Origin of the sequence: Rhodanobacter sp. Root179 (assembly GCF_001428465.1) — a bacterium.
Taxonomy (GTDB): domain Bacteria; phylum Pseudomonadota; class Gammaproteobacteria; order Xanthomonadales; family Rhodanobacteraceae; genus Rhodanobacter.
In genome coordinates this window covers 19,795-35,632 of record NZ_LMHR01000085.1, presented here as the reverse complement: position 1 = coordinate 35,632, position 15,838 = coordinate 19,795, and the positions used below count along the sequence as shown (strand labels likewise).

Below are 15,838 nucleotides of genomic sequence, written 5' to 3'. Positions count from 1 at the left end.
TTGAGAGACCAATTCCTCCATAGATCAGGGTGCTGACCGCGGCTTTGGCCGCCCCGGCGTAGGCGCCAATGGAGTTGAAGAAAAGGGATGGAGGCAATTAAGCCCCCGGAGAGAGTCGATCGCGCGCAAGCTCCGCCTCCACCTTGCGCAACTTCAATACATCAATCCTTTCGCCCTGTCCTCCTTAATGGCTCAGATCATCGGCAGCTTCAAGTGCTGCTCCCCCGCACACTCCACCGCCACCTCATACCCCGCATCCGCATGCCTCATCACCCCGGTCCCCGGGTCATTCCACAGCACCCGCGCAATCCGCTCATCCGCTTCCTTCGTGCCATCGCAAACGATCACCACGCCGGAATGCTGCGAATACCCCATCCCCACCCCGCCGCCATGATGCAGCGATACCCAGGTCGCGCCACCTGCAACATTCAACATCGCATTGAGCAGCGGCCAGTCGGATACCGCGTCCGAGCCATCCTTCATCGCCTCGGTCTCCCGGTTCGGTGACGCCACCGAGCCGGAATCCAGGTGATCGCGCCCGATCACCACCGGCGCCTTCAACTCGCCGTTGCGCACCATCTCGTTGAACGCGAGGCCGAGCTTGTCGCGCAGGCCCAGACCGACCCAGCAGATGCGCGCCGGCAAACCCTGGAAGCTGATGCGCTCCTTCGCCATGTCCAGCCAGCGGTGCAGGTGCTCGTCGTCGGGGATGAGTTCCTTGACCTTCTGGTCGGTCTTGTAGATGTCTTCCGGATCGCCCGAGAGTGCAACCCATCGAAAAGGTCCGACGCCGCGGCAGAACAGCGGGCGCACGTAGGCGGGGACGAAGCCGGGGAACGCGAACGCGTTTTCGCAGCCGACGTCCTGGGCCATCTGGCGGATGTTGTTGCCGTAGTCGAAGGTGGGGATGCCCTGGGCGTGGAACGCCAGCATCGCGTCGACGTGGGTTTTCATCGACAGCTTGGCGGCGCGGGCGGTGCCAGCGGGGTCGGCCTTGCGGCGCTCGAACCACTGCTCCACGGTCCAGCCCTGCGGCAGGTAGCCGTTGACGGGGTCGTGCGCGCTGGTCTGGTCGGTGACGGCGTCTGGCCTGACGCCGCGCTTGACCAGCTCGGGCAACACATCGGCGGCATTACCAAGAAGGGCGATGGATTTCGCTTCGCCGGCGGCGGTGTATTTCGCGATGCGCGCCAGCGCGTCGTCGAGGTCGCTGGCCTGCTCGTCGACGTAGCGGGTCTTCAGGCGGAAGTCGATGCGGCTCTGCTGGCATTCGATGTTGAGGCTGCACGCACCGGCGAGTGACGCGGCCAGCGGCTGCGCCGCGCCCATGCCGCCGAGGCCGGCAGTGAGAATCCAGCGCCCCTTCAAGTTCCCGCCGTAGTGCTGGCGGCCCATCTCGACGAAGGTTTCGTAGGTGCCCTGGATGATGCCTTGCGAGCCGATGTAGATCCACGAGCCGGCGGTCATCTGGCCGTACATCATCAGGCCCTTTTTATCGAGCTCGTTGAAGTGCTCCCAGGTGGCCCAGTGCGGCACCAGGTTGGAGTTCGCGATCAGCACGCGGGGCGCATCCCTGTGCGTTCGGAACACGCCGACCGGCTTGCCGGACTGCACCAGCAGGGTCTCGTCGTCGTTCAGTTCGCGCAGCGATTTGAGGATGGCGTCGAAGCACTCCCAGTTGCGTGCGGCGCGACCGATGCCGCCGTACACCACCAGCTCGGCCGGGTTCTCCGCCACCTCCGGATCGAGGTTGTTCTGCAGCATGCGGAACGGCGCCTCGCTGAGCCAGCTCTTGCAGGAAAGCTCGCTGCCGCGGGGCGCGCGGATGGTGCGGGTGGTGTCGATGCGGGTGGGTGCGTTCATCACGAAGGGCTCCGGTGAGTCAGACCACCGAGTATAGGTCAGCGGCCGGGTCGAACCGGGGGCCGGCTCACGGCGCCGCGGGCTTGCCGTCGATGCCGGTGTGCTTGCGCAGCGCCACCGCGGCGCGCATGCGCACGATGATCTTCGCCATGTTCGGGTCCTTGCCGAAGCGCGCCTGCAGTTGCTGGACGGTCGCGTCCAGGCCGCCACGGGGCTGCTGTTCCTGGATGCCGGCGCGCAGCAGCAGGCCGTACGGGTTCTGCGGCTGCTCGCGGATCAGCTGGTCGGCCACGGCCCAGCCCTTGTCCCAGTTCTTTTCCCAGTTGACGAACATGTCGCCGAGCTTGCCCAGCGCGCGCGTGTCGCCCGGGTTCAGCGCCAGCAGGGCGCGGAAGTCCTGCTCGGCACGCCGGTAGTCGCCCTGCATCTCGTACGCGTTCGCGCGCGCGTCGAGCGCCCTCGCGTTACCGGGCGAGCGGTCCAGCAGCTGGCTGAGGTCCGCCGCGGCCCAGGCCGATTCGTCGTAGTCGACCAGGGCGAACGCTCGGTTCACGCGGGCGTCCTCGTCGCCGGGCGTGAAGCGCAGCGCTTCGGACTGGTAGATCAGGGCCATGGTCTGGTCGCGGTACTTGCTGGCCATCCGGCCGATGCCGAGCAGGTTGCTGCTGCTGGTCAGTTCGTCGACCGCATGCGGATACGCCGCCATCTCGTCCGCATCGCTGCAGTCGCAGCGCCAGACTTGCTGGAACGGCCGCTCCGTCGACAGCACCTTCATCAGCGGATTGTTCGGCGCCCGGGCCCGCGCCTGCGCGGCCAGCTGGTCCATCGCTTCGTATGAACCGCCCCAGTTCGGCTGGCGCGCCCACAGCGCCATGCTGTAGGTGGAATAGTCGTCGGGCACCGCCGCCAGCGCATCGCGGATCGCCGCGTCGACATAGTCGCGCCCGTAGCCCATGCCGCCGGCGTGGATCAGCGCGGCGTAGCTGGGAGTGACCTTCGGGTCCAGCGCGATCGCCCGGCGCAGGTCACTGTCGGCCTGGGCCAGCAGCTTGTCCATCGCCTGCACTTGGCTGTCCGGCGTGTCGCTCAGGTAGTTCTCGCCGCGCGCTTCGGCGGCCATCGACACGTAGGCCGTGCCGCTGGCGGCGAACGCGAACGCGCTGTCCGGCGCATCGCGCTTCCACGCATCCAGCGTGGGCCGCACCTCGAACGAGCCGTTCTGGAACGCATCCTGGTAGATGCGATCGAGCAGGCCACGTGAGTCCGGGACGGTCTGTTGCGCATGCAGGGCGGCTGCGAGGCGGCGATCGAGCTCGGCCGCCTTGCCGTGCTGGATCAGCGACTGCGCCTCGGCGAACGTGAGCCGCGGTTGCAGGCGGTAATGGCAATACGCGACCACCGCATCGCGCGACCAGTGGCTGTCCGGCGGATCGGGATAGGCCAGGCACCGCTGCAGCGGATCGGCGATCGCCTCGGCCTTCTTCAGCGCGGCGATGAACGCATAGCCCTGCTCGCGAGTGAACTTGTGCGCGGGCAGCGACGACGGGCGGTCGTGCGGCTTCGCCGCCTGCGCCTGCATCATCTGCCGGACCTGCGATTGCACCAGGTGCATGTTCCAGATCCACTCGCCCAGACCCAGCAGGATCAGGGCCGCTATCAGCAAACCGCGTTGCAGTGCAGTCATGCGGGCCTCCCCCAGCCCTGGCGACGCCGACGATCATACTGCGCCGGCCGCGCCTGTCGCGGCCTGAAGCGTCCACCCCCTGCCGTCCTGCACTGGCCGTATGCCCGGACAAGGAGAATCCTGCGGCGGCGGGCGGTCCGCGGGGAGCAGGCTGATGACGTTGCGTGAGAGTGGGCTGATGTTGCTGGCGTGCGCGATCGCCCCGGCCATCGCGCAGGCGGCGACGCCGGAGTGCGCGGTATGGCAGCGCGAGTTGTCGTTCGCACAAAGCGTGCAGAAACACGATGCGGCAGCGTTTGCCGGGCACGTGATGGCCGACGCGGTGTTCGATGCGAATACGCCGCAGCCGACGCGCGGTCGCGCCGCGATCCTGCAGCACTGGGCGCCGATGATCGAGGGCAAGTCGGTGCGCCTGGACTGGTATCCGCAACAGGTCGTGGTGAGCGGCGATGGCACGCTCGCGTATTCCAGCGGTGCGTACCTGTTCGAGAACATGGCACCCGGCGCGAAGCGGCGCTACACGATCGGCCGGTTCGCGACGACGTGGCGGCGCGCGGCGGATGGCGTGTGGCGCGCCGCGTTCGATGGCGGTGATGAAGGCGGGCCGGCGAGCGCGGCGGATGCGGATGCATTTCGGGCCGGCCGCGTGGCGGCGTGCCCGCACGGCGACACCGCCGCGCTGCCCGTCATCCGACATTGATGCTGCGGCATTGATGCTGCGGCCTTGATGCCTGCGTATCGAGGCGCGCGGTATTGGTGTCCGAAAACGGCGAGTCTGCTCGACGCGGCGGTGCTAGCCTGAGGTCATGAATCCCGCCCCTTCCCTGCCCGCGGCATCCATCTGCGAACAGGCCCGACGCAGCCGCGACGCGCGCTTCGACGGGCTGTTCTTCGTCGCGGTGAGCAGCACCGGCATCTATTGCCGCCCGGTCTGCCCGGCGCCTTCCGCGAAGCACGAGAACGTGCGCTATTTCGCGAACGCGGCGGCCGCCGAGGTGGCCGGCTACCGGCCGTGCCTGCGCTGTCGCCCGGAGCTGGCGCCGGGCAGCGACGAAGGGCAACGCGGCAACCGGGCGGTGGCCCGCGCATTGAAGCTGATCGAGGCCAGCGCGCTGGCGGAGCAATCGCTGGACGCGCTGGCCACCCAGGTCGGCGTGGGCGCGCGGCAATTGCGCCGGCTGTTCGTCGAGCATGTCGGCGCGCCGCCAATCAGCGTGCACACGACGCGCCGGCTGCTGTTCGCGAAGCAGCTGCTGACGGAGACGGCGCTGCCGGTGACGGAAGTGGCGCTCGCGTCCGGCTTCCGCAGCCTGCGCCGGTTCAACGCCGCGTTCGCCCAGGCGAACCGGATCGCGCCGCGCGAATTGCGCCGGCATCCGCGCGCGATGGCGGGCGCGCCGCTGCGGTTACGGCTGGGCTACCGGCCACCGTACGCGTTCGATGCGCTGCTCGCGTTCCTGCGCACCCGCGCGTTGCCCGGCGTGGAACAGGTCGACGAGAACAGCTATGCGCGCGTGTTCGGCCCCGCGAACACGCCGGGCTGGCTGCGCCTGCGCGCGTGGCCGGCTGGCGAACATGCGCTGCAACTGGAACTGCATTGCCCGCAGCCGACGCAGATCCTCGGCGTGGTGACGACGCTGCGCCGGATGTTCGACCTGGATGCGAACCCGCGGGCGATCACCGACACGTTCCACGCCGACCCGATCCTGGGCCCGCTTCGCCGCCGCGAGCCGGGGCTGCGCCTGCCCGGCGGCTGGGACGGTTTCGAGATCGCGGTGCGGGCGATCCTGGGCCAGCAGATCAGCGTGGCGGCGGCGCGCACGCTGGCAAGCCGGATCGTGCAGCGCTGGGGCGAACCGTTGCCGACGGCGCCGTGGCCCGGCCTGACCCGACTGTTTCCGACGCCGGCCGCGCTGGCCGCGGCGGATCTGCGCGAGGTCGGGCTAACCACTGCGCGCGCCGCGACGATCAGCGGCGTGGCGCAGGCCTTGCTGGATGGCCACGTGGATTTTCGGGCGGGCCAGTCGCTGGACGAGTTCGTGGCGCGCTGGGTCGCGCTGCCGGGCATCGGCCCGTGGACCGCGCACTACATCGCGATGCGCGCGCTCGGCGATCCGGATGCGTTCCCTGCCGCCGACCTGATCCTGCGCCGCGAGGCGACGACCTCCGCCACGCCGCTGGGCACGAAGGCGCTGACCGAACTGGCGAACCGCTGGCGCCCGTGGCGCGCGTACGCCGTGATCCACCTTTGGCGCGGTGCCGCGGACACGCCACCACGCCCACGCAAGACGGAGACGATGGCATGACCGCTGGCCCCGACACGATCTGGTACGACGAGATGGACAGCCCGGTCGGCACGCTGCGCCTGGTGGCGGACCGGCATGGGCTGCGCCAGATCTGGTTCGAGCGCGAACGGCACCCGAAGCAGGCGCATCCGGGCTGGGTACGCGCGGCGGCGCCACTGCAGTTCGCCCGGGTGCAACTGGAGGAATATTTCGCCGGCCAGCGTCAGCACTTCGAGCTGCCGCTGCATCCGGTGGGCACGCCCTTCCAGCTGGAGGTGTGGCAGGAGCTGGGGCGGATTCCGTATGGCATCACGATCAGCTACGGCGAACTGGCCCGGCGCATCGACAAGCCGCTGGCGGTGCGGGCGGTGGGTGCCGCGAACGGACGCAACCCGTTGCCGATCGTGCTGCCCTGCCATCGCGTGATCGGCGCGGACGGCAGCCTCACCGGTTTCGGCGGTGGCCTGCCGACGAAGCGCTACCTGCTGAACCTGGAACAGCGCATCGCGCACGGCGACCTGTTCGGCTGAGAGGTTGTGAGTTTTTCAACCTCTCAGGTCGGCCATGAGGGCCGGGCATGAAGCAGTCATGCAAGTGACTGTTTCATGTGAGCGAGTCCGGGCGTGTACCGGGCTCGCGATAGAAGAAAACCACAGGAAGTGGTTTTCTTCACAGGCTCCAGGCGGAGCCGCGCGGCTTAACCGCCCTGCGCGGAGGTCGGCAGCGCCTTCGGCACGACGCGGGGCAAGGGCTGCACGTTCTGCTGGTCGCGCTGGCGATCGAGCAGGTCCTGTTGCGCGGCGCGGTCACGGTCGCGCTGCGCCTGCTGGGCCTTGTCCAGTTGCTCGAGTGCGCGCGGGTCATTCGCGGACGGACGCTTCGCGGTGTCCTGCACGGCATTGTGCAACTGCTGCTGCAGCTGGCTCTGCTGCAGGTCGTCGCGCGTCTTCTGCTGCTGCGCGGCCTGCTGGAACCGCACACTGGGCGACACCGGCCGGATCACCGGCTGCGCGGTGGACTGCCAGGCCGCCGCCGTACCCAGCGGAACGAGCGCCACCAAGCCGGCCATCAGCAGGCGTGTCGTCCGGGAATGTCGATCAAGACGTGTATTGGTCATGAGGGTGCGCGATCATGTGCAGTTGGTTTCAATGCATCGTAAGGTTGTCCGTATGAAAATCCTGTTTCGCCTGCTGCTCTGCTCCCTGGCAGCATTCAGCTTCGGTTGCGCCACGCAGCGCCCCGCAGCCACACCTGCCATCGCCGCTACGACGGGCAAGCCCGCGCCCGTGCTGCTGATTTCCATCGACGGCTATCGGCACGACTACATGCAGCGCGGGCTCAGCCCGACCCTGGCGATGCTTGCCCGCGGTGGCGTGCAGGCCGCTTCGATGCAGCCGGCGTTCCCGTCGCTGACGTTCCCGAACCACTACACCCTGGTCACCGGCCTGACCCCGGACCACCACGGCGTGGTCAACAACACGATGTTCGACCCGCAGCTGGGCAAGTTCTCGCTGAGCAGCCGCAAGGCGATCAGCGACGGTCGCTGGTGGGCCGAGGGCACGCCGATCTGGGAAACCGCCGACCAGCATGGACTGCGCACGGCCACGATGTTCTGGCCCGGTTCGGAAGCGGACATCCACGGCCATCGCCCCGACCACTGGCTGGCCTACGACGGTGCGGTCACGCCGGCCCAGCGGGTCGACCAGGTGCTGGCGTGGCTGGACCTGCCCGTCGCCGAGCGGCCCAGCTTCCTCACGCTGTACTTCGACGGGGTCGATCACGCCGGCCACGTCTACGGCCCGGATACGCCCCAGGTGAACGAGGCGCTGCGCGAAACCGACGCGGCGCTGGCGCAGCTGGTGAGCGGATTGAAGCAGCGCGGCCTGTTCGACCGGATCAACCTGATCGTGGTGTCCGACCACGGCATGGCCACTGTGCCCGAAGCGAACAACGTGATGATCGACACGCTGATCCCGCTGGACCAGGTCCACGCGGTGAGCCTGGGCATCCTGGCCGGGTTCAATCCGAAGTCGGACAGCGCCGAGGACCGAGCCGCGTTCCGCCAGATCGAACAGACCCTGGAACAGCCGCAGGCGCACATGCAGTGCTGGGACAAGAGCCGCGTGCCCGCACGACTGGCCTACGGCCACAACGCACGCGTGCCGCAACTGCTGTGCCTGGCGAACGTGCACTGGCGCATCACCACCACCGACTACGCGGCCAAGCGCAAGGGCCGGGTGAGCCTGGGCGAGCACGGCTTCGACAACGCCGAGCCGCTGATGCAGGCGATCTTCGTGGCCCACGGCCCCGCGTTCCGCGTCGGCGCGAAGGTGCCCGCGTTCCCGAACCTGGACGTCTATCCGCTGATGACCCATCTGCTGGGGATTCCCGCCGCGGCGAACGACGGCAGCTACGACGCGGTGAAGGACATGCTGAAACCCGCATCCCGCTGAGCCTTTCTCCCTCCCCTGCATCTACCGTTCTCCCTCCCCTGCGTGCAGGGGAGGGCCGGGGTGGGGTCCGCTCTTCGCGTCAGTCCCGCAAGATCAAAAGCACCCCCTCACCTGCAGGACTCCCCTCGGGACCCGCAGGGGGAGCTACGGCATCGCCCCCTTGCTCATCGGCGTGGGCGGCGTCGCCACATTGACCAGCGGGGCCAGGCGGAACAGCCACAGCGCGATCAGCAGCCCGGCCAGCACCAGCGCGCCGACGAACAGCGCCACGCCGTTCCAGCCGTGCGCGGCGTAGAACAGTCCCCCGCTGGCGCCGGCGATGCTGGAGCCCATGTAGTAGCAGAACAGATAGACCGAAGCGGCCTGGGCCTTCGCCGCGCCGGCGCGACGGCCGACCCAGCTGCTGACGATGGAGTGGCCGCCGAAGAAGCCGAACGTGATCGCCACGATGCCCAGCATCACCAGCAACAGCGGCGTGGTCATGGTCAGCGCCACGCCCAGCAGCATCAGCGCGAACGCGGTCCACAACACCTTGCGCCGGCCCAGCTTGCCGGCCAGGTGTCCCATCCACGCCGAGCTGAAGGTGCCGATCAGGTAGATGCCGAAGATCAGCCCGACCACGGTCTGGCTGAGGTTGTACGGTGGCGCCAGCAGGCGGTAGCCGAGATAGTTGTAGACGGTGACGAAGGCGCCGAGCAGCAGGAAGCCCTCGACGAACAGCCATGGCAGGCCGCGGTCGTGGAACATGCCGCCGAAGCGGGCCAGCAGGCTGCGCCAGCGCAGCGGCTGCCGCACGAAGTGCTGCGACGGCGGCAACACGCGCCAGAAGATCAGCGCCGCCAGCACGCCGACCAGGCCCACCGTCGCCACGCCCACGCGCCAGCCGAAGAAGTCCGCCAGCACGCCGGAGATCAGCCGCCCGCCCATGCCGCCTACCGCGCTGCCGCTGATGTACAGGCCCATGCCCAGGCCAACCGATTCCGGGTGCATCTCTTCGCTGACGTAAGTCATCGCCACCGCCGGCAAACCGCTCAGGGTCAGGCCGAGCAGGCTGCGCACGAGCAGCAGCGCGTTCCAGTCCGGCATCAGCGCGGTGACCAGCACCAGCACGGCCGAGGCCAGCAGCGAGGCCACCATGATCGACTTGCGTCCCCACGCATCGGACAAGCCGCCGGCGAACAGCATGGCGAACGCCAGCACGCCGGTGGTCAACGACAGCGACATCGCCGCGCCGGCCTCGCTGACGCCGTAGTGGCGGCTGAACTCCGGCATCAGCGGCTGCACGCAGTACAGCAGTCCGAACGTGGCGAAGCCGGCGGCGAACAGGGCGAGGTTGGTGTGACGGAACGCGGGCGTGCCGTGGTGGATGTACGGAGCCGGCTCCGCTTCGTGGTTCATGGTGTCTGTCTTGCCTGGGGACGTGGGCATCGCGCAAGCATAAGCCGCTCAGGCGCTGCGATCACCGCGCAATGCACGCACGGCCTCGTCGTCGCCCGCGGCGCCACGGCCGCTGACCCAGCCGAACAGCGCGATGCCGACGATGATCGCCAGCGCGCCGAACAGCGCGTAGCCGCGCGGCCACGCCTCGCCGAGTAACAGCACGCCGAGCACGGTGGCGAACAGCAGCTCGGCGGCCTGCATCGCCTCGACCGCGGCCAACGCGGTCGGTTCGCTGCGCACCATGTCGGTGGCGCGGAAGAACAGGATGGTGGCGATGGTGCCGGAAGACAGCGCCACGCCGCCGGCCAGCAGCGCCTCGCGCAAGCTCGGCGGGCCGACGGTGAACCACGCGATCACCGCGAACAGCAGCCACAGCGGCCAGCTGCACAGCGTCATGCCGAACACGCGCTGCACCGCGTTCAGTCGCGTCGGCCCCTGCTCCAGATGCAACAGCAATTGCCGATTGCCCAGCGGATAGGCGAATGCGGAAAGCACCACCGCGCCGATCGCCAGCCAGTCGCCGGCATGCAGCTGACCTTGGGCGTGACCCCATTGCAGCGCGAACACGCCAGCCACGATCAGCGCGCCGATCGCCAGCGTGCGCCAGGCCAGCCGTGCCCGTTCGTCGCGATAGATCAGCGGCGCCAGCAAGGGGCCGGCCAGCACGGTGGTCTGGAAGCTGCCGGCGATCAGCCACGACGGCCCGCTGCTGGCCGCCCAGGTCAGCGGCACGCCGAACAGCACGAAGCCCACGCCGCTCCACAGCAACCACGGCCGCGCATGCCGGCGCAGCTCGCCCGGCAGTTCGCCCAGCCCGCCCTGGAACGGCAGCACCACGGCCAGCAGCGGCAAGGTCAGCAGGTAACGCAGGATCACCGCCCACGCCCAATGCCCGCCACCGGCGACCAGGCTGCGGTTGAGCACGTAGGTGAGCGTGAAGAACAGCGCCGAGCACAGCGCCAGTCCCACCGCGAGCAAGGCATTCGAACGCATGCAGGCACGCCGACAGAAAAACGGAGTGTGGCAAATCGCGTCGGTCGTGCGTAGGGGCCAGCGCCGCCGATGCCGGCGGCGCTGACCTCGGAGGCGTCAGCGCCAGTAGCCGCCGACCCAGACGCGGCGGGGGCCCCAATGACCGGGCACCCAGACCCGGGCGTGGACAGGCTCCACCACCCTCACGTGGGCGACCGGACGGGGCGCGGCCACGATGCAGCCGGTGAGCGAGGCGCTGCCCGCCAGCAGCACGCCGAGGGCAAGACAGGAGGTGATTCGACGCATGGGACACTCCATTCGTGGCAGGTGTCCGTCAGAACGCCGCTGTCGTCCACGCCGATGACGCCAGGGCGAGCAGTCGATGGCCGGCGTTCATCTTCCGCCGTGCTGCCTCAACGCGCCGCCAGCGCGCCCACCGCGGCGCGGTAGCGTGCCGCGATGGCGGCCTCGTCGCGATGCCGGAAATCGCGCACCTGCCAGCGGCCGCCGACCATCACGTCGCGCACCAGCGGCGTGTTGCCGGAGAACAGGAAGCTGTCGATCAGCGAACGCGCGTCGCGGGCGGCCAGCAGCGGCGAGGCGTCATCCAGCACGATCAGGTCGGCGCGGGCCCCGGCGCGCAGTTCACCGACCGCCGCGCCGCTGGCCCGGGCACCGCCGACGAGGGCGGCCCGCCACAAGGTCTCGCCCACGCTGTCGCCCTGCTGTCGCGCCGCGATGTTGCGGTGGCGGGTGGCCAGGCGCTGGCCGTATTCCAGCCAGCGCAGCTCTTCCACCGGCGAGATCGAGATGTGCGAATCCGAACCGACGCCGAGCGTGCCGCCGGCGTCGAGGAAGTCGGCCAGCGGAAACAGGCCGTCGCCCAGGTTCGCCTCGGTGGTGGGACACAGGCCGGCGACGGCGCCGCTGCGCGCCAGCTGCGCGGCTTCCGCCTCGGTCAGATGGGTAGCGTGCACCAGGCACCAGCGTTCGTCGACGTCGGCATGTTCGAACAGCCACTCGACCGGACGGGCGCCGCGGGTGGCCAGGCAATCCTGCACTTCGCCGATCTGCTCGGCGATGTGGATGTGGATCGGACCGGTGCGGGCCAGCGGACTGGCCAGCACCTCGGCCAAGGCCTGTTCCGGCACCGCGCGCAGCGAGTGCAGCGCGATGCCGACGCGCACCGCGTCGTCTTCGTGCGCGCGCAGGCTTTCCAGCAGGCGCAGATAGCCGTCCACCGAATGACCGAAGCGGCGCTGCCGCGCGGTGAGCGCCCGGCCGTCGAAACCGCCGCTCATGTACAGCACCGGCAACAGGGTCAACCCGATGCCGGCCTCGCGCGCCGCCTCGATCAACGCCAGCGACATCGCCTCGGGCTGCGCGTACGGTGTGCCGTCCGGCTGGTGGTGCAGGTAGTGGAATTCGCAGACCCGGGTGTAGCCGGATTTCAGCATCTCGACGTAGAGCTGGCTGGCGATCGCCTTCAGCTGCTCCGGCGTGATCGCCGCGGCGAACGCGTACATCGTCTCGCGCCAGCTCCAGAAGCTGTCGTCGGCCTTGCTGCGACGTTCGGCCAGGCCGGCCATCGCCCGCTGGAACGCGTGCGAATGCAGGTTCGGCATGCCCGGCAACACCCACTCACCGATCGGGGCCTGCGACCCGGCCGGTGGGTCGAGCAGCGCACCGTCGGGCGACAGCCCGAACCGGCCGTCGGCCAGCCAGCCGTCGCCACGCCAAAGCTGGCCGGCTTCGAAACCCGAAGGACTCGCCCACTCGCTCATCACGCTTGCTCCGCACCGAATGGTGCAGTGTAACCGGCGCCCCGCTCCGTATTCACCCGAGCGCAAACCGACCGTGCACAGGCCCATGAGCAAGAAAACCAGCGAAAACACCCCGAAACTGCTGTTGCGCCAGGCCCGCCTGGACGACGTGCCGCAACTGGCCGAACTGACCGCGCGCATCTACACCGCCGAGTGGGGCCACTCGCCGGAGATGCTGCGCTCCCAGCAGACGCACTTTCCCGAAGGCCAGCTCGTGGTCGAGTACGAGGGCAAGGTGGTCGGCTACTGCGCCACCTTCCGCATCGACGAGGAAACCGCGCTGGCCCCGCATACCTGGTCGCAGATCACCGGCGGCGGCATGGGTTCGCGCCACAAGCCCGACGGCAACTGGCTGTACGGCATGGAAGTGGTGGTGCACCCGGACTATCGCGGCATGCGCATCGGCCAGCGGCTGTACCACGCGCGCAAGCGCCTGTGCACCGACCTGAAGCTGCGCGGCATCGTGTTCGGCGGGCGCATCCCCGGGCTGGCCAGGAACATCCAGCGCTACGGCAGCGCCGAGGCGTATGTGCAGGCAGTGGCGGAAGGCAAGCGCCGCGACCTCACCCTGAGCTTCCAGCTCAACAACGATTTCGAGGTGATTGGCCTGCTGCGGGCGTACGTGCCGTCGGACCACGATTCGCTGGGCTATGCGGTGCACCTGGTCTGGCGCAACCCGCGCCTGCTCGACCAGCCGGACATGCCGCCGATCCCCTCGCCCCGGCGCCTGCCCGATTCGGTGCGGGTGGCTTCGGTGCAGTACCAGCAGCGCAGGATCACCTCGTTCGAGGAGTTCGCCACCCAGGTCGAATACTTCACCGACATCGCCGCCGACTACAACGCGGACTTCGTCACCTTCCCCGAGCTGATCACCCTGCAGCTGCTGTCGATCGAGAACACCGAGCTGTCGCCGTTCGAGTCGATCCGCAAGCTGAGCCAGTACACGCCCCAGGTGAAGGAGCTGTTCAGCCGTCTGGCCGTCCATTACAACATCAACATCATCGCCGGCACGCACCCCACCGAACAGGCCAACGGCGACATCCACAACGTCTGCTACGTGTGCCTGCGCGACGGTTCGCTGCACGAGCGCGAGAAGCTGCATCCCACGCCCAGCGAGCGCAACGTGTGGAACATCTCCGGCGGCGACAGCGCCGCGACGATCCTCACCGACTGCGGCCCGATCGGCGTGATGATCTGCTACGACTCCGAATTCCCCGAGGTGGCCCGCCACCTGACCGACCAGGGCGCGCTGATCCTGTTCGTGCCGTTCTGCACCGACGTGCGCGAAGGCTATCTGCGCGTGCGCTACTGCTCGCAGGCACGGGCGATCGAGAACCAGTGCTACGTGGTGCTGTCCGGCAACGTGGGCAACCTGCCCGGCGTCAACAATTTCGACATCCAGTACGGCCAGAGCTGCATCCTCACGCCCAGCGACTTCCCGTTCGCCCGCGATGGCATCGCGGCCGACTCCACGCCGAACATCGAGACCGTGCTGTTCGCCGACCTGCGCCTGGAAAGCCTGGCCCGCGCCCGCAATGCCGGCGCGGTGACCAACCTCAAGGACCGGCGCTTCGACCTGTACGAGACGCGCTGGCGGCCGCGCTGAAAGAACAGAGCGAGAGCAGGAGCGCACCCCCATCCGCCCTGCGGGCACCTTCCCCCGCAGGCGGGGGAAGGAAGCGACGAGCCTCGACGCGGCATGCTTGCTTCCCCGTAAAACGGGGGTAGGTGCCCGCAGGGCGGATGGGGGATGCGACAGGCTCGAACCCATCGCCAGCCACCGCTCTGCGATAATCGCGATCATGTCCGAGCCTTCCAGACCCGCTTCAACCTCATCGAACCCGCGCCTGCGGGCGCTGCTCGGGCACGAGTTCTTCGCGCCGCATCACTGGAAACGCCGGCTGGTGCTGTGGTTCGGCGCGGTGCTGGTGGCGCTGGCGGCGATCCTGTTTGCCAAGGCCAGCGTGTGGTCGTACCAGCTGTTCCTGCGCATCCTCGACCACGGCGTCTGGATTCCGCTGATCCTCACCCCGATCGTGTTCGCCCTGCTCGCCCGGGTCACCGAGGGCAGGTTCCGCGCGACGCGGGGCAGTGGCATCCCCCAGGTGATCGGCACGTTGCACATCGAGGACGAAGGCTTTCGCGCGCGGATGCTGGCGCTGCCGATTGCCGCGGGCAAGATGGCGCTGACCCTGATCGCGCTGGCCGTGGGCGCGTCGATCGGCCGCGAGGGACCGACCGTGCATGTGGGTGCGGGCCTGTTCTACTCGCTGGGCCGGCGCTTCGGCTTCAATGATCCCAAGGCCGCTTCGCGCTTCATCCTGGCCGGTGGCGCGGCCGGCATCGCGGCGGCGTTCAACACGCCGCTGGCCGGCGTGGTGTTCGCGATCGAGGAACTGGCCGGCACCTTCGAGCACCGCTTCAGCGGCCTGCTGCTGACCGCGGTGATCATCGGCGGCGTGGTCTCGCTGGGCATCATGGGCAACTACTCGTACTTCGGCGAGGTCGAGGCCAGCCTGCCACTGGGCCACGCCTGGCTGGCGGTGCTGCTGACCGGGGTGATCTGCGGCCTGCTGGGCGGCCTGTTCGCACGCCTGATCTTGCTGAGCCAGCGTGGCCCGCTGGCCCGGGTCGGTCGCCTGCGCGCGCGCTGGCCGGTGGCGTTCGCGGCAGGCTGCGGGCTCACCCTCGCCGTGCTCGGCGTGTGCACCCACAACAGCATCTACGGCACCGGCTACGACCAGGCGCGGGCGATCGTGCAGGGCGCCGCGAACATGCCCGACCAGGGCTTCGGCATCGCCAAGCTGCTGGCCAACGTGGTCTCGTACTGGGCCGGCATTCCCGGCGGCATCTTCTCGCCGGCGCTGGCGGTCGGCGCGGGCCTGGGCCAGAACATCGCCCACTTCCTGCCCGGGATTCCGGCAGCCGCGGTGGTGCTGCTGGGCATGAGCGCCTACCTGGCCGGCGTCACCGGCGCGCCGCTGACCTCGGCGGTGATCGCGATGGAGCTGACCGACAACCAGGACATGGTGATCCCGATCATGGCCGCCTGCCTGCTGGCCCGCGCCGCCGCCTCGCTGTTCTGCCCCACGCCGGTCTACCGCGATTTTGCCGAGCGCATGGTGCAGGACTTCGAGCGGCAGCAGGCCAGCCAGCGCCAGAGCCAGGACGTGGTCTACGAACTGGCCGACGATTCGCTCGACGAGACCGGTGACGCCGCGCCGGCCGCGGTGCGCACCACCGCGTTCGACGAGCCGGCCGCGCCGGCCGACCCGCCGTCGCCTGCACAATCCTGATTCCTCCGTCCTGCCCCTCCTG

Annotated in this window: 13 protein-coding genes; 6 read left to right on the top strand and 7 right to left on the bottom strand. The window is 69.0% G+C overall.

All coding sequences use genetic code 11. The features are described from left to right. Positions 1-192 precede the first annotated feature (192 nt). Entirely contained in the window at positions 193-1,863 is a 1,671-nt protein-coding gene (hutU, locus tag ASD82_RS13315; RefSeq protein ID WP_056718313.1) for a urocanate hydratase, read from the bottom strand. Between the two features lie 67 nt (positions 1,864-1,930). Further along, on the bottom strand, positions 1,931-3,547 hold the full coding sequence (locus ASD82_RS13310) for a tetratricopeptide repeat protein (protein WP_056718312.1): 1,617 nt from the start codon (positions 3,545-3,547) through the stop codon (positions 1,931-1,933). 154 nt (positions 3,548-3,701) lie between these two features. On the opposite strand from ASD82_RS13310, the gene ASD82_RS13305 reads away from it, so the two are divergent. The 3 genes from ASD82_RS13305 (at position 3,702) to ASD82_RS13295 (ending at position 6,362) form a co-directional block, all read left to right on the top strand. Then, a complete protein-coding gene (locus ASD82_RS13305; protein ID WP_056718311.1) occupies positions 3,702-4,247 on the top strand; it encodes a nuclear transport factor 2 family protein in 546 nt (181 codons plus the stop codon). 106 nt (positions 4,248-4,353) lie between these two features. Next, positions 4,354-5,853, top strand: coding sequence for a DNA-3-methyladenine glycosylase 2 (locus tag ASD82_RS13300; RefSeq protein WP_056718310.1), 1,500 nt, complete (start codon positions 4,354-4,356; stop codon positions 5,851-5,853). Beyond that, the gene (locus tag ASD82_RS13295) at positions 5,850-6,362 is read left to right on the top strand and encodes a methylated-DNA--[protein]-cysteine S-methyltransferase (RefSeq protein WP_056718309.1); all 513 of its coding nucleotides are present in this window, start codon (positions 5,850-5,852) and stop codon (positions 6,360-6,362) included. The genes ASD82_RS13300 and ASD82_RS13295 overlap by 4 nt, the downstream gene beginning before the upstream one ends. Before the next feature lie 167 nt (positions 6,363-6,529). Here ASD82_RS13295 and ASD82_RS13290 read toward each other — a convergent pair whose 3' ends face one another. Then, positions 6,530-6,949, bottom strand: a complete 420-nt coding sequence (locus ASD82_RS13290; protein WP_056718308.1) for a hypothetical protein — start codon at positions 6,947-6,949, stop codon at positions 6,530-6,532. Positions 6,950-7,001: 52 nt separating this feature from the next. Between ASD82_RS13290 and ASD82_RS13285 the strand changes: the two genes are divergently transcribed. Beyond that, entirely contained in the window at positions 7,002-8,285 is a 1,284-nt protein-coding gene (locus ASD82_RS13285) for an ectonucleotide pyrophosphatase/phosphodiesterase (RefSeq protein WP_056718307.1), read from the top strand. Between the two features lie 144 nt (positions 8,286-8,429). On the opposite strand, the gene ASD82_RS13280 is transcribed toward ASD82_RS13285, so the two are convergent. The 4 genes from ASD82_RS13280 to ASD82_RS13270 form a co-directional block, all read right to left on the bottom strand. Further along, entirely contained in the window at positions 8,430-9,683 is a 1,254-nt protein-coding gene (locus tag ASD82_RS13280) for an MFS transporter (RefSeq protein ID WP_056718306.1), read from the bottom strand. A 48-nt stretch (positions 9,684-9,731) separates the two neighbouring features. Next, positions 9,732-10,718, bottom strand: a complete 987-nt coding sequence (locus tag ASD82_RS13275; RefSeq protein ID WP_056718305.1) for a multidrug resistance efflux transporter family protein — start codon at positions 10,716-10,718, stop codon at positions 9,732-9,734. Positions 10,719-10,814: 96 nt separating this feature from the next. Further along, the gene (locus tag ASD82_RS17815) at positions 10,815-11,003 is read right to left on the bottom strand and encodes a hypothetical protein (RefSeq protein WP_157599276.1); all 189 of its coding nucleotides are present in this window, start codon (positions 11,001-11,003) and stop codon (positions 10,815-10,817) included. Between the two features lie 107 nt (positions 11,004-11,110). Further along, positions 11,111-12,481, bottom strand: a complete 1,371-nt coding sequence (locus tag ASD82_RS13270; RefSeq protein WP_056718304.1) for a formimidoylglutamate deiminase — start codon at positions 12,479-12,481, stop codon at positions 11,111-11,113. Between the two features lie 85 nt (positions 12,482-12,566). Between ASD82_RS13270 and ASD82_RS13265 the strand changes: the two genes are divergently transcribed. Next, the gene (locus ASD82_RS13265) at positions 12,567-14,126 is read left to right on the top strand and encodes a bifunctional GNAT family N-acetyltransferase/carbon-nitrogen hydrolase family protein (RefSeq protein WP_056718303.1); all 1,560 of its coding nucleotides are present in this window, start codon (positions 12,567-12,569) and stop codon (positions 14,124-14,126) included. Positions 14,127-14,322: 196 nt separating this feature from the next. Next, complete coding sequence (locus ASD82_RS13260; RefSeq protein ID WP_056718302.1) at positions 14,323-15,816, top strand: chloride channel protein; 1,494 nt, start codon at positions 14,323-14,325, stop codon at positions 15,814-15,816. The last annotated feature ends 22 nt before the right edge of the window (positions 15,817-15,838 follow it).

Excerpts from the sequence above, each read along its gene's own strand:
- ASD82_RS13270 (WP_056718304.1), bottom strand. The coding sequence starts at position 12,481 with ATGAGCGAGTGGGCGAGTCCTTCGGGTTTCGAAGCCGGCCAGCTTTGG.
- ASD82_RS13295 (WP_056718309.1), top strand. The coding sequence starts at position 5,850 with ATGACCGCTGGCCCCGACACGATCTGGTACGACGAGATGGACAGCCCG.
- ASD82_RS13280 (WP_056718306.1), bottom strand. The coding sequence starts at position 9,683 with ATGAACCACGAAGCGGAGCCGGCTCCGTACATCCACCACGGCACGCCC.
- ASD82_RS13300 (WP_056718310.1), top strand. The coding sequence starts at position 4,354 with ATGAATCCCGCCCCTTCCCTGCCCGCGGCATCCATCTGCGAACAGGCC.
- ASD82_RS13265 (WP_056718303.1), top strand. The coding sequence starts at position 12,567 with ATGAGCAAGAAAACCAGCGAAAACACCCCGAAACTGCTGTTGCGCCAG.
- ASD82_RS13310 (WP_056718312.1), bottom strand. The coding sequence starts at position 3,547 with ATGACTGCACTGCAACGCGGTTTGCTGATAGCGGCCCTGATCCTGCTG.
- ASD82_RS17815 (WP_157599276.1), bottom strand. The coding sequence starts at position 11,003 with ATGCGTCGAATCACCTCCTGTCTTGCCCTCGGCGTGCTGCTGGCGGGC.
- ASD82_RS13275 (WP_056718305.1), bottom strand. The coding sequence starts at position 10,718 with ATGCGTTCGAATGCCTTGCTCGCGGTGGGACTGGCGCTGTGCTCGGCG.
- hutU (WP_056718313.1), bottom strand. The coding sequence starts at position 1,863 with ATGAACGCACCCACCCGCATCGACACCACCCGCACCATCCGCGCGCCC.
- ASD82_RS13305 (WP_056718311.1), top strand. The coding sequence starts at position 3,702 with ATGACGTTGCGTGAGAGTGGGCTGATGTTGCTGGCGTGCGCGATCGCC.
- ASD82_RS13260 (WP_056718302.1), top strand. The coding sequence starts at position 14,323 with ATGTCCGAGCCTTCCAGACCCGCTTCAACCTCATCGAACCCGCGCCTG.
- ASD82_RS13285 (WP_056718307.1), top strand. The coding sequence starts at position 7,002 with ATGAAAATCCTGTTTCGCCTGCTGCTCTGCTCCCTGGCAGCATTCAGC.
- ASD82_RS13290 (WP_056718308.1), bottom strand. The coding sequence starts at position 6,949 with ATGACCAATACACGTCTTGATCGACATTCCCGGACGACACGCCTGCTG.